Raw genomic sequence first — 13,634 nt, 5'->3', positions numbered from 1 at the left:
CTCGCTCGGCGCCGACGGAACAGGCGCAGCCACGGAGTATCCAGGTGTCCACCGACGGCGGACGATCGACCCGAACGATCGCGATCATCCTGATCGTTCATCTCGCCGTGATCCTGCTCTGGCAGGTCGCCGTCGATGCCTTCCATATCCCGAAGTTCATCCTGCCCTCTCCGCTCGCGACCATCGCCACATTGGGCGCCGCCAAATACGCCTGGCTGCCGAACCTGCTGGTGACGGCGGCCGAAATCCTCGGCGGCTTCTGTCTCGGCGCGCTGGTCGGTGTCGCGCTGGCCGTGGTGTTCAGCTGGGCGCCGCTGGTCAGCGTGGTGCTGCTGCCGCTGTTCGTCACCCTCAACATGATCCCGAAGGTCGCGCTGGGACCGCTGTTCATCGTCTGGTTCAGCTACGGCATCCTGCCGAATATCCTGATCGCGTTCTCGATCTGCTTCTTCCCGATTCTTTTGACCACCGCGCGGGGCTTGAGCGAGGTCGAGCCCGATCTGCTCGATCTCGTCAAGTCGCTGCGCGGCTCGCGCTGGACGCTGTTCCGGAAGATCCAGCTGCCGGGCTCGCTGCCTTACGTGTTCTCCGGGATGAAGGTCGGCGCGATCCTCGCCGTGGCCGGCGCCATCGTCGGTGAGTTCATCGCCTCCGAGCGCGGGCTCGGTTATTTGATGATCCAGGTGCAGTCCTCGCTCGATACGCCGGCGATGGTGATGGCCGTGGTGCTGCTCACTTTGCTCGGCGTCGCCCTCTACGGCCTCGTGCTCGGCCTCGAACGGCTGTTCGTGGTCCGCGACGTCAGGCTGCAATAACAAGGACAAGTCATGCTGCTCAGCCGCGACACCCTTCCTGATGCGATCCCCGATATCGCAGCGCTCGACGAATTGCTGTGCCGGCCGAGCCAGGCGCTGATCGACGATCTCGGCAAGGTCGACGGCGACATCATGATCCTCGGCGTCGCCGGCAAGATGGGCCCGACCCTGGCGGCCCTCGCCAAGCGCGCGCTGCCCGATCGTCGCGTGATCGGCGTCGCGCGCTTCAGCGACGCGAGCGTCAAGGGCTGGCTCGAGGCGCGCGGCATCGAGACCATCAACTGCGACCTGCTGGACGCGGTCGCGATCGAGGCACTGCCGAAGAGCCCCAATGTCATCTTCATGGCCGGCCGCAAGTTCGGCGCCGAGGGCGATCTGTCGCTGACCTGGGCGATGAATGCCCATGTGCCGGCCCTCGTCGCGCAGGCCTTTACCAAGTCCAGAATCGTCGCGTTCTCGACCGGCTGCGTCTATCCCTTCGTGCCGACCGACGGCAAAGGCTCCGACGAGGGCATGGCGCCGAACCCGCCCGGCGAATACGCGCAGTCGTGCGTCGGGCGCGAGCGGATGTTCGAATATTTCTCCCGCAAATTCTCCACGCCCGGCCGTCTGTTCCGGCTCAATTATGCGATCGACATGCGCTACGGCGTGCTGCATGACATCGCCTCCAAGGTGCTGACCGGCAAACCGATCGATGTCAGCCTTGGCCATGTCAATTTCATCTGGCAGGGCGACGCGGCCGCGCAGGCGCTGCGCTGTCTCGCGCATTGCGACACGCCGACCTCGCCGATCAATGTCAGCGGCCACGAGATCCTCGCGGTGCGCGACCTCGCTGCTAAATTCGGCCAGCGCTTCGGCCGCGCGCCGCTGATCGTGGGCAAGGAGGAGCCGACCGCGTGGCTCACCAACACGTCGCAAGCGCTCAAACTGTTCGGCCTGCCGATCGTCGACACCGATCAGCTCATTACGTGGACTGCCGACTGGGTGGCGCGGTCGATGCCGAGCCTCGGCAAGCCCACCAAATACGAGGTGCGCGATGGCCGTTACTGACGGGCCGGCGATCGTCGAGCTCGGGATCGATGACGCGCCGGCGGCACTGCTGCTGTCGACCGAGGCGCATTGGAACCAGAACGAGGCCGACTGGCGCTTTTTCCTTGAGCACGGCATCGTGTTCGGCATCCGTGACGGTGACCACCTGATCGCGACCGCAGCGCTGTTGCCGTATTCCGACGGCAACGCATGGATCAGCATGGTGCTGGTAACCGCAAGCCGGCAACGGCGCGGCCTCGCGACCCGACTGGTCGATGCCTGCCTCGCGGCTGCGCGCAGGCTGGACCTGACGACGTGGCTCGACGCGACGCCGGCCGGGGCTGCCGTGTACGGACCGCTCGGCTTCACGCCGACGTTCGAGTTGCGGCGGCTTCGCCTGATCAATCCTTCGCAAGCCCCGCGTGCGGAAGTGAGGGCGGGAAGTCCGAATGAATTGATCGCGCGCGACCGCGCCGCGTACGGCTTTGCGCGCGACGCGCTGCTGCACGAGTTCTGCGATCGCCCCCGATCGCGTCTCGCTTCCGATGGTGGTGTCATCGCGTTGGTTCGCGACGGCCGCGTCGCGCGCCATATCGGCCCGTTGTACGCCGACAACGCCGCGAGCGCGCTGGCGCTGGTCGACGCGATCGCAGGGTCAGAGACGCGACCGCTGATCGTCGATGCCGTGCAGTCGCAGGCCGACTTCGTCAGAGGCCTGACCGCGGCGGGCTGGACCATCGAGCGACCGTTCCAGCGGATGCGGTTCGGCCCGCGGACCGCACCGGGCGCGGAATTGCCCTTCGCCGTCGCCGGCCCGGAATTTGGATAGGACACGCCATGCACCATAGCGAGATCAAGCCCGAGATACGCAAGCTGATCGCCGACGGCACCGTGCTGCCCGCGCATCCGCTGGCGCTCGATGCCAACCGCCGGCTTGACGCGAAGCATCAGCGCGCGCTGACGCGCTACTACATCGACGCCGGTTCCGGCGGTCTCGCCGTCGGTGTCCACACCACCCAGTTCGCGATCCGCGACGTCGGCCTGTACAAGCCGGTGCTGGAATTGGCCACCGAAACGGCCACCGCATGGACGAAACGACCGCTCGCGATGGTCGCGGGCCTCGCCGGCCCGACCAGCCAGGCCGTTGCCGAGGCGAAGATCGCCCGCGGCATCGGCTATCACGCCGGCCTGCTCAGTCTCGCCGCGATGAAATCGGCGTCCGAGGACGAGATCATCGCGCATTGCGTGTCGGTGGCGCGGGAGATTCCGCTGGTCGGCTTCTATCTGCAGCCGGCGGTCGGCGGCGTGATCCTCAGTGCCGATTTCTGGCGGCGCTTTGCCGCAATCGATAACGTCATCGCGATCAAGATCGCGCCGTTCAACCGCTATCGCACGCTCGACGTGCTGCGCGGCGTCGCGGCGGCCGGCGCGCTCGACCGCGTCGCGCTTTATACCGGCAATGACGACCATATCCTGCTCGACCTCACCCTTCCGTTCGACCTGCGCGACAACGGCGTCACCACGCGGACCTATTTCAAGGGCGGCCTGCTCGGCCACTGGTCGGTGTGGACCGCGAGCGCGATCAGGCAGTTCGAGATGTGCAAGGCGGCCCGCCACAAGGAGACCGTGCCGGCCGACCTGCTTGCGCTCGACGCCCGCGTCACCGATTGCAACAGCGCCCTCTTCGACGTCGCCAACAATTTCCACGGCTGTATCGCCGGCTGTCACGAGATCCTCCGCCGCCAGGGGTTGATGCAGGGAATCTGGTGTCTCGATCCCAATGAGGGCCTCAGCCCCGGCCAGATGGCCGAGATCGACCGCGTCTGCCGCGCGCATGCCGATCTCTCGGACGACGCGTTCGTCGCCGAGAATTTGCAGAAATGGCTGGCATGACGGGCGAGCCCTTCATCAGCCTGCGCAACGTCCGCAAGGTCTACCGGTCCAAAGGCGCCGAATTCCTCGCGGTGTCCGACGTCACGATGGACGTGCAGGAAGGCGAGCTGGTGTCGCTGGTTGGCCCGTCCGGCTGCGGCAAGACCACGGTGCTGAAGATTTTGGCCGGCCTGCACGCTGCCGATGGCGGCACGGTGAAGATCGGCAACGCCACCACGCCGTTCAATCCCGCGCGCGACATCGGCATGGTGTTCCAGCAGGCGCTGCTGCTGAAGTGGCGCACCATCCTCGACAACGTGCTGCTGCCCGCCGAGATCGTCGGCCTGCCGATGAAGGCGGCGCGGGAGCGTGCGCGCGACCTGCTCAGGCTGGTCGGGCTCGCCGGCTATGAGGACAAATATCCGCAGCAGCTCTCCGGCGGCATGCAGCAGCGCACGGCGATTGCGCGCGCCTTCGTCCATGATCCGAAGCTGATCCTGATGGACGAGCCGTTCGGCGCGCTGGATGCACTGACCCGCGAGCAGATGAATCTTGAGATGCTGCGGATCTGGCGCGAGAGCGGCAAGACCATCATCTTCGTCACCCACTCGATCCAGGAGGCCGTATTCCTGGCCTCGCATTGCGCCGTGCTGACGGCGGGTCCGGCCAGGATGGCCGAGTACTTCCCGATCGAGCTGCCCTTTCCGCGCGACTTGCCGATCAAGACCACTGACGCGTTCGGTGCCTATGCGCGGCGAATCTATGCGCGCCTGGGATTGAGTACCTAGCAAGTCCGGATCATGCCCTATTCATGCGACACCGACCCGCTGTCGCGATAGGCCCACAGGCATTCGCGCGGCAGCGAGACCGGGACCTCGACGCCGACCTGGTGGCGCGCGGCGGTGCCGAGTTCGACCGCCTCCAGCCGTTTGCCGAACAGCTCGATGCCATAGGCGGTCTGGGTGCCCTGATAGCGGCGGTCCACCACCTTTGCCGCGAAGGTGTTGGCGCCATCGCTCCCGCCGATCGCGATGTTCTCCGGTCGCAGCGCGACGCGCACCTTCTCGTCGGGCGCAAGCGCATGGAACAGCGCGACCTCGCCTTGACGGCCATCGCCGAAATCGACCACGCCATAATCGCCGTTGCACGCCACCAGCGTACCGGCGAGCTCGTTGGTGGCGCCGGTGAAATTGGCGACGAACAGATCCGCCGGGCGATTGTAGATCGCGTCGGGCGTGTCCATCTGCAACAGCTTGCCGTCGCGCATCACGCCGATGCGGTCGCCGAGCACGACCGCCTCGGCCTGGTCATGGGTGACGTAGAGTGCGGTCATGCCGGTCTGCTTGAGGATGACGCGGAGATCGTCGCGCAGCCGCAACCGCAATTTGGCGTCGAGATTCGACAGCGGCTCATCGAGCAGCAGCAATTGCGGCCGGTACACCATGCTGCGCGCCAGCGCGACGCGCTGCATCTGGCCACCCGACAGCGCAACCACCGGACGGTCGCCATATTCGGATAGCCCGACCAGCGCGAGCGCCTCCTCCACCATGCGACCGGCGTCCGTGCGGCTGATCTTGCGGTGCTTCAACGGATAGACCACGTTCTGCCGCACCGTCATGTGCGGCCACACCGCATAGGACTGGAACACCATGCCGAGATTGCGCGCACGCGGCGGCACCAGAATGCCACGCGAAGGCTGCGACACCACGCGACCGGCGATCGCGATCTCGCCGCCGGTCGGATGCTCCAGCCCGGCGACGCAGCGCAAGGTCGTGGTCTTGCCGCAGCCGGAAGGGCCGAGCAGCACCACGATCTCGCCGGCCGGCACCGTGAAGCTGACACCGTCGATCGCCGGGCGGCCGATCGCAAACTGTTTTCTGAGCTCGGTGACCTCGAGCGTCGCCGTCATTCCCGCACCGCCCCTACTGCCGATAGCCGAACGTCTTGTCCCAGTCCGCGACCCATGCCGCGTGCAGCTTCACGTACTGGTCGAAATTCGGATACCAGAGCTTGACCGTCTTGGGATCGAAGCCCACCGGAAACGCCGGCGGCTCCTTCAGCGACGTGAGGTTGCCGAACTCCTTGATCATGAACCCCTGGCCTTCCTTGGACAGGCACCAGTTCAGGAACAGCTTGGCCGCGTTCGGATGCGCGGCGGTCTTGGGAATGCCGGTGGCGTAAGGATTGACCGGCGATCCCTCCGGCGGAAAGAAGATCTCGATCGGCGCACCGTCCTTCTGCTTCTGGTAGATCACGTTGTAGAGCAGCGGGCCCATTGCGATCTCGCCACGGACCAGCGCGTCGGCCATCGGCGCGCCCGAGGGATAGAGCACCGGATGGGTCGCGGCCTGCTTGGCCCAGTAGTCCTCGCCGAGCACCTGGCGCTCGAACATGATCCGGGTCCAGGTGGTGCCGCCGGACTGTGCGAACACCTGGCCGGTCAGCTTGTCGTATTCCGGCTTGGTCAGGTCCATCCAGCTCTTCGGCGGGTTCTTCACCAGTTCGGTGTTGTAGGCGATCGACCAGGCGATCGTCGCGCGCGGCCAGAACTTTGGCGAGATCAGCGCGTCCTTGCTGTAGTCGGCCGCGTTCGGCGGCGCATAGTCCTGGAACAGATCTTCCAGCGGCTGCATCAGCGCGCGGTCGGAATGATCGACGATGTCGGCGATCAGCTTGCCGGCGGCGGCCTCGGTCTTCACCCGCGTGATGAGCTGGCCGCCGGGGGCGCGGACCATCTCGACCTCGATGCCGGGAAAGCGCTTGTTGAAGGCCTTGATCACCTGCTGCTCGATCTCGGCATAGTTCGCGGTGTAGAAGACGAGCTTGCCTTCGGCCTTGGCCGCGGCGACGAGCTCGGGCGAGCCGAACTCGTCGGCCCGCGCGCGCGGCGCCAACGCGACTGTCGCAGCACTCGCCAAGGCCAATCTGGTGAAGGTTCGTCTATCCATCGTCAATCCTCCCCTCGCTTGTTGTTATCCGGTCCGCGCCACGTTGCGCTGCGCGGCGCCGCGCGACAGCCAGTTGGCGCCGCCGATCAGGACGCCGAGCAGCACGGTCTGCACCAGGCTGAAGGCGGCGGTCTTGCCGACATTGCCGCCCTCGTAATAGTCGAGCAGCAACACCGACATCACCATGGTGTTGCTGGTGTAAAGGAACAGCGACGAGCCGAGCTCGCGGATCGCCAGCACAAACAGCAGCGTCATCGACGCCAGCACACCCGGCCGCGCCAGCGGCAGCACGATCGTCATGATGGTCGAGAGCATACCCCTGCCGCAGACCCAGGCGGCCTCCTCGAGCTCTCGATGGATCTGCAGGAACGAGGTCGACAGCGCCTTCACGGTGTCGGGCATGAAGCGCGCGATGAAGGCGAGCGCCAGGATCCAGATCGTGCCGTAGAGCCCGCCGGGCACGCCGATCCAGGCCCAGAGATAGGCGACGCCGACCACGAGCCCGGGAATGGCGACCGGCACGGTCGAGATCAAATCGATGGTGCGGCGTCCGGGGACGCGGGTGCGATGGATGGTGTAGCCGATCGCAAACGCCAGCGCGCCGCCGACAACGGCCGTGATGATGCCGACCTCGAGGGCGTTGTAGATCGACTTCAGTGTCAGCGGGTTGTCGAAAATGCTCTGGAAATGCATCAGCGAATATTGCCGCATGTCGAACAGGCTGGCGACGTCGCGGATGAACATGAATTTTCGGAACGCCGCCACGATCATCGCCAGCGACGGCAGCACCACGACGACGAGGAGATAGACCACGCCGAGCGCGAAGGTGAGCCAGCGCCACGGCCCGAGATCGAGGCTGCGCGGACGGAACGCCTTGCCGGCGACCGTCGTGTAGCTGCGCCCGCTCAGCACCCGCTGTTGCAGATAGACCAGGAGCCCCGTCACCACCATCAGCAGGATCGCGACCGCGGCCGCGGTGTTGTAGAGCGGCGGCGACCAGTTGGTGAGCTTGAAGATATAGGTGGTGAGCACGTTGATGTTGGTCGGCGCGCCCAGCACCGCGGGGATGCCGTAGATGCCGAGCATCACGATGAACGACAGCAGCATGCCCGAGACGATCGCCGGCATGATCAGCGGGAACGTCACCGTGAACAGGGTCGCGAACGCGCTGGCGCCGGAAATCTCCGCGGCCTCCTCCAGGCTCGGGTCCATGTTGCGTAGCGCGGACGAGGTGAACATGTAGACGTAGGGCGCGTAGTAGATGCCGAACACGAACACCAGGCCCCACATCGAATAGAGATCGACGCGGAAGTCGGAGCCCATCCACTTGAACACCGTGTTGATCAGCCCGGTCTTCGGTGAGCCGAGGATCGCCCAGGCCACGCCCGCCACCAGCGGCGGGGCGAACAGCGGCAGGATGCTGGCGGCGGCGATGAAGCCCTTGAACGGCGTGTTGGTGCGCACGACGATCCATGAGAACAACAGCCCGATCGCGACCGCGATCGCAGTCCCTCCGCCGCAGGCGAGCAGCGTGTTGAGCAGGGCATCGCCGACATTGGGATTGGCGAGCACGGTGAGGAAGTTCGCGACCGAGAGGTGGCTCAGGCTGCGCGTCAGGCCGTCGACCACCGGATTGGTATCGGTGAGCGCGCCGAGCAGCAGCATGATGACGGGATAGACGACCAGGAACGCCAGGATCACCAGCAGCGAGGCAACCCAGAGGCCGGTGAACGCACGGCGACGCACGCCATCGCTGGCGCCACGGATAACCTCGCTGCGCCGGTCGGCCTGTCCGTGCAATGCGCTTCCCCTTTGCCGCCCATTCTGACGTGGCGGCCAGCTTGTATACCAAGGGTAATCGATCGCGACGATGAAGCAAGCTATCCGAAAGTCGCCCGCGTGCGGTTGTGTGACACGCCGACGACCAGATCCGTTGTCGTCCTGGCGAAGGCCAGGACAACGCGGGGTCTTGCGCACGGCTCTCACCACATCGTCGTCCCGGCGCAGGCCGGGACCCGTTACCACAGGGTGGAGTCGTCGAAGTGAGCTGTGGCCCCAGCGTCGCGCAATAATGACCTTCGGTGGTTATGGGTCCCGGCCTGCGCCGGGACGACACTGAATATGTTGCGGTATCGGGGACATATGTTCGTATTCTCGCGACATGAATTGCCCGAGTCTTGCTGTTCGTTCCGCCGCTCTGAGAACAGAGGGCGCAGGGAAAGCCGGGTGCCGATTGCACCCATGGGTCCCGTGCAACAAAAAGCACGGGAGTAGGACCACAGGTGTAACCGGGAACAACCCGGCTTTCCCTGCGCGATGGGTTACGGCTTATACGTGCTCGCCCCGGCGAGACTGGGCTTTTGTGTCACCGTCGCCAGCGATCTCTCACTGGGAGACATCTACCACTAGGACGTCAGGCCTGCACGATTTCGCCGTTCGCCTCGCGTGCTGTCGTCACTGACACGCTCGGCGTCCACCGCATCTCACACCGCGTCTGTGACGATGCGCAGCGCCCCTCGATCGGGTGAGACGCAGACATTAAACATCTGAGTTGGGGTCCACGTCAAGAGAGAATTCCGAAAAAACGAAGCGTCGTCATTCTGGGGCGCGCCTCTTGACGCGAACCCGGAATGACAGGGATGACGGGGCCCAGCCGCATCGCATACGCAGCATGCAGCGGAACGGCTGGGGAAGGCCGAGCTGACGGTGTACATGGCGGCCTGGAGACACTTTCAGGCATGCTCGACAAGACCCCGATCGCCGCCGCAACCTCGGCGCCAACATCCGATGGATTGCCTTGGGAACGGCGACGCTGGGCGGTGGCCGCGATCTTCACCGCGCTGGCGATGGCCTCGCTCGATACGGCGATCGCCAACATCGCGCTGCCGGCGATCGCCAACGATCTGCATGTCAGCCCCGCCGAAGTGGTATGGGTCGTCAACGTCTATCAGATCGCGCTGGTCGCCACCCTGTTGCCGCTCGGCGCACTCGGCGAGATCGTCGGCCACCAGCGGATCTATCTGTGCGGCCTGCTGCTGTTCACGGTGGCGTCACTCGGCTGTGCGCTGGCCTGGTCGCTGCCGAGCCTGCTGGTGGCGCGTACGTTGCAGGGGCTCGGCGCCAGCGGGCTGATGAGCGTCAACACCGCGCTGGTGCGTTTCGTCTATCCGAGCCGGATGCACGGCCGCGGCTTCGGCCACAACGCGCTGGTCGTCGCGACCGCCTTCACGCTGGGGCCGACGATCGCCTCGGGCATCCTCGCGCTCGGCCCATGGCCCTGGCTGTTCGCCGTCAATATCCCGTTCGGCGTGATCGCGCTCCTGATCGGCCTGAAGACGCTGCCGTCGACGCCGCGCGCCACCCACTCGTTCGACTTCCTCGGCGCGGCGCTGACCTCGGCCTGCCTCGGCCTCTTCATCATCGGCATCGGCAGCGCCGCGCACAAGGCGGCGCCGGCGCTCGTCATCGCCGAACTGGTCGGCGCGCTGCTGTTCGGCTGGATCCTGACCCGGCGGCATGCCGATCATCCGGCGCCGATGCTGCCGATCGACCTGTTCCGGCGGCCGGTGTTCGCGCTCTCCGCCGCCACCGCGGTCTGCTCATTCGCCGTGCAAGGGCTCGGCTTCGTCTCGCTGCCGTTCTACTTCGAGGACATATTGCATCGCTCTCAGGTCGAGACCGGCTTCTTCATGACGCCCTGGCCGCTGGTGGTCGCCTTCATGGCGCCGATCGGCGGGCGGCTGTCGGATCGCTATCCGGCCGGCATCCTCGGCGGCATCGGCATGCTGCTGCTCGGGATCGGCATGGTGCTGCTGGCGACCCTGCCGGCCGAGCCCAGCGTCGCCAACATCGTCTGGCGCACCATGATCTGCGGCTTCGGATTCGGCTTCTTCCAGACCCCCAACATGAAGGCGATCATGTCGAGCGCTCCGCCGCATCGGAGCGGCAGCGCCAGCGGCATCGTCGCAACCGCCCGGCTGGTGGGACAGACCACCGGTGCCGCGCTCGCCGCGCTGTGCTTTGCGCTGGCCGACCGCGAAGGCGCGACGGTGGCACTGGCGCTGGGTGCCGGCTTTGCCGCGCTCGGCGCCGTCATGAGCTTCCTGCGGCTGGTGGTCGCCTCGCCGAAAAAAGCATGACAGGCATGTGGCGCGGGATGCTGCGGCTCAACACCGCAGCATCACCTTTCTTGCGCGCTGCAAACGCATTTTCTTGATTTGAACCGTTCCAGTTTCGAGGCCAACATCGCGCTGAAGTCCAATCGGAGGATTGGACCATTCAGGGGAAAGCGATGGCAAACCTCAAGATCAACGGCAAGACAATCAATGTGGATGTCGAGGACGACACGCCGCTGCTGTGGGCGATACGTGAAAATATTGGACTGACCGGGACCAAATATGGCTGCGGCATCGCGCAGTGCGGCGCCTGCACCGTGCATGTCGACGGCGTCGCGATGCGCTCCTGCGGCGTCACGGTCAGTGAGGCCGCCGGCAAGGAGATCACCACGATCGAAGGGCTCGCGGTCAACGGCGCACTGCACAAGGTGCAGCAGGCCTGGATCGCCAACGACGTGCCGCAATGCGGCTATTGCCAGAGCGGCATGATCATGGCGGTGGCGGCGCTGCTGAAGGACAATCCGAAACCATCCGACGACGACATCAACGACGCCATCACCAATATCTGCCGCTGCGGCACCTTCCAGCAGGTGCGCGAGGCGATCCATGCTGCCGCGAACGCATGAGGAGGCAGCCATGAATCAGCACGTCAGACTGAACCGTCGCGCCTTCGTGATCGGCACCGCAAGCGCCGGCGCCGGCCTTGCGATCGGCTTCGACCTTCCGTTCGGGCCACGGCAAGCACACGCGGCCGACGTTACGCCCGAGGTCAACGCACCTGAAGTCAACGCACCTGAAGTCAACGCTTGGGTCGTGATCAAACCCGACGACACCGTGGTGATCCGCATCGCCCGCTCCGAGATGGGCCAGGGCACGCTGACCGGTCTCGCCCAGCTCGTCGCCGAGGAGCTGCAATGCGACTGGTCGAAGGTGACGACCGAATTCCCGACGCCCGGCCAGAGCGTCGCCCGCAAGCGCGCCTGGGGCGATTTCTCGACCGGCGGCAGCCGCGGCATCCGCACCTCGCAGGACTATGTGCGCAAGGGCGGCGCGGCGGCGCGCATGATGCTGATCCAGGCCGCAGCCAACGACTGGAAGGTGCCGGCCGCGGAGTGCACGGCCGCCCACAGCGTCATCACCCACACGCCGTCGGGCAAGACCACGACCTACGGCAAGGTCGCGGAAGCCGCCGGCAAGCTCGCGCCGCCCACGGACGTCAAGCTCAAGGACCCGAAGGACTGGACCATCGCCGGCAAAGGCCTGAAGCGGCTCGACACCGCAGACAAGACCACCGGCAAGATGATCTACGGCATCGACGTCAAATTGCCCGGCTTGCTCAACGCCGCGATCAAGGATTGCCCGGTGTTCGGCGGCAAGGTGAAGAGCTTTGACGAAGCCAAGATCGCCGGCATGAAGGGCGTCAAGAAGGTGGTGCCGGTCGGCGACAGCGCAGTTGCCGTCGTCGCCGACACCTGGTGGCACGCCAAGACCGCGCTCGACGCGCTGCCGATCGTCTGGGACGAGGGCGACAACGCGAAAGTCTCCAGCGAGACGATCGCAAAATGGCTCGCCGAGGGCCTCGACGATGCGCAGCCGGCCTATGTCGGCCAGCAGAATGGCGACGTGAAAGCCGCGATCGCAGGCGCAGCGAAGAAGGTGGAAGCTGTCTACAGCTATCCCTACCAGAACCACGCCACGATGGAGCCGATGAACGCCACCGTGCTCTACACATCGGACAAATGCGAGGTGTGGTGCGGCACGCAGAATGGCGAGGCCGCCTACGCCGCGGCGCTGGAGGCCTCCGGCCTGCCGCCGGAGAAGGTCGACGTGCACAAGCTGATGCTCGGCGGCGGCTTCGGCCGGCGCGGCATGACCGACTATGTCCGCCAGGCGGTGGCGATCGCCAAGCAGATGCCGGGCACCCCGATCAAGCTGCTGTGGTCGCGCGAAGAGGACATGCAGCACGGCAAGTATCATCCGATCACGCAATGCAAGCTGACCGGTGCGTTCGATGCCGACAACAACCTGGTCGGCCTGCATTACCGGCTGTCCGGCCAGTCCATCCTGTTCTCGGTGCGTCCCGAAGCATTGCAGAACGGCATGGATCCGGCTGCGTTCCAGGGCGTCGCTGCAACCGGCGAGGCCGCGATCGGCTATTCGGTGCCGAATTTGCTGGTCGAGCATGCGATGCGCAACCCGCACGTGCCACCGGGCTTCTGGCGCGGCGTCAACGTCAATCACAACGCGATCTACATGGAATGCTTCATGGACGAGCTGGCGCTTGCGGCAGGCCAGGACCCGCTCGCATTCCGCCGCAAGCTGATGGGCAAGCACCCGAAACATCTCGCGGTGCTCAATGCCGTGGCCGAGAAGATCGGCTGGGGCACGCCGGCCCCGCAGGGCGTGTATCGCGGCATCGCGCAGGTGATGGGCTATGGCAGCTATGTTGCCGGCGCCGCCGAGATCTCGGTGACCGACGGCAGCAAGATCAAGGTGCATCGCATCGTCGCTTCCACCGATCCGGGCTACGTCGTCAATCCGGCGCAGGTGGAGCGGCAGATCGCGGGCTCCTTCGTCTACGGCCTCAGCGCGCTGTTCTATGGCGGCTGCACCGTGAAGGACGGCCGCATCGAGCAGAGCAATTTCGACACCTACAACTCGATGCGGATCAACGAGATGCCGAAGGTCGAAGCGGTGATGGTGCCGAGCGGTGGATTCTGGGGCGGCGTCGGCGAGCCGACCATCGGCGTTGCCGCGCCTGCCGTGCTTAACGCCTATTTCGCCGCGACGGGCAAGCGCGTCAGGACCTTCCCGCTGCGCACCCAGAACATCACCTTCGCCTGATGAAGCGAGAG

At 65.6% G+C, this 13,634-nt stretch carries 11 protein-coding genes; 8 read left to right on the top strand and 3 right to left on the bottom strand.

Features of this window, described 5'->3' with window-relative positions:
* Positions 1-44: 44 nt before the first annotated feature.
* The 5 genes from IC762_RS10350 to IC762_RS10330 are packed head-to-tail and all read left to right on the top strand — an operon-like array spanning position 45 to position 4,504.
* Positions 45-815, top strand: a complete 771-nt coding sequence (locus IC762_RS10350) for an ABC transporter permease (RefSeq protein WP_195788696.1) — start codon at positions 45-47, stop codon at positions 813-815.
* A 12-nt stretch (positions 816-827) separates the two neighbouring features.
* Complete coding sequence (locus IC762_RS10345) at positions 828-1,865, top strand: NAD-dependent epimerase/dehydratase family protein (protein ID WP_195788695.1); 1,038 nt, start codon at positions 828-830, stop codon at positions 1,863-1,865.
* Positions 1,852-2,673: a GNAT family N-acetyltransferase gene (locus tag IC762_RS10340; protein WP_195788694.1), complete on the top strand. Its 822-nt coding sequence runs from the start codon at positions 1,852-1,854 to the stop codon at positions 2,671-2,673. Before IC762_RS10345 ends, IC762_RS10340 begins: the two co-directional genes overlap by 14 nt.
* 8 nt (positions 2,674-2,681) lie before the next feature.
* A complete protein-coding gene (locus tag IC762_RS10335; RefSeq protein ID WP_195788693.1) occupies positions 2,682-3,737 on the top strand; it encodes a dihydrodipicolinate synthase family protein in 1,056 nt (351 codons plus the stop codon).
* Complete coding sequence (locus IC762_RS10330; RefSeq protein WP_195788692.1) at positions 3,725-4,504, top strand: ABC transporter ATP-binding protein; 780 nt, start codon at positions 3,725-3,727, stop codon at positions 4,502-4,504. The genes IC762_RS10335 and IC762_RS10330 overlap by 13 nt, the downstream gene beginning before the upstream one ends.
* A gap of 17 nt (positions 4,505-4,521) precedes the next feature.
* Here IC762_RS10330 and IC762_RS10325 read toward each other — a convergent pair whose 3' ends face one another.
* Genes IC762_RS10325 through IC762_RS10315 form a run of 3 tightly spaced genes read right to left on the bottom strand, consistent with a single transcriptional unit; the run spans position 4,522 to position 8,464 of the window.
* The gene (locus tag IC762_RS10325; RefSeq protein WP_195788691.1) at positions 4,522-5,625 is read right to left on the bottom strand and encodes an ABC transporter ATP-binding protein; all 1,104 of its coding nucleotides are present in this window, start codon (positions 5,623-5,625) and stop codon (positions 4,522-4,524) included.
* Between the two features lie 13 nt (positions 5,626-5,638).
* A complete protein-coding gene (locus IC762_RS10320) occupies positions 5,639-6,664 on the bottom strand; it encodes an extracellular solute-binding protein (protein WP_246801511.1) in 1,026 nt (341 codons plus the stop codon).
* A 24-nt stretch (positions 6,665-6,688) separates the two neighbouring features.
* A complete protein-coding gene (locus IC762_RS10315) occupies positions 6,689-8,464 on the bottom strand; it encodes an ABC transporter permease (RefSeq protein ID WP_246801509.1) in 1,776 nt (591 codons plus the stop codon).
* A 938-nt stretch (positions 8,465-9,402) separates the two neighbouring features.
* Here IC762_RS10315 and IC762_RS10310 point away from each other — a divergent pair.
* From IC762_RS10310 to IC762_RS10300, 3 genes are all read left to right on the top strand, one after another.
* Positions 9,403-10,803: an MFS transporter gene (locus tag IC762_RS10310; RefSeq protein WP_195788690.1), complete on the top strand. Its 1,401-nt coding sequence runs from the start codon at positions 9,403-9,405 to the stop codon at positions 10,801-10,803.
* Between the two features lie 152 nt (positions 10,804-10,955).
* On the top strand, positions 10,956-11,405 hold the full coding sequence (locus tag IC762_RS10305; protein WP_195788689.1) for a (2Fe-2S)-binding protein: 450 nt from the start codon (positions 10,956-10,958) through the stop codon (positions 11,403-11,405).
* 10 nt (positions 11,406-11,415) lie between these two features.
* Complete coding sequence (locus IC762_RS10300; protein WP_195788688.1) at positions 11,416-13,623, top strand: xanthine dehydrogenase family protein molybdopterin-binding subunit; 2,208 nt, start codon at positions 11,416-11,418, stop codon at positions 13,621-13,623.
* Positions 13,624-13,634: the final 11 nt, after the last annotated feature.

Origin of the sequence: Bradyrhizobium genosp. L, from assembly GCF_015624485.1 — a bacterium.
In the GTDB taxonomy this organism is placed as follows: Bacteria; Pseudomonadota; Alphaproteobacteria; order Rhizobiales; family Xanthobacteraceae; genus Bradyrhizobium.
This window is presented reverse-complemented; position numbering and strand designations above follow the sequence as displayed.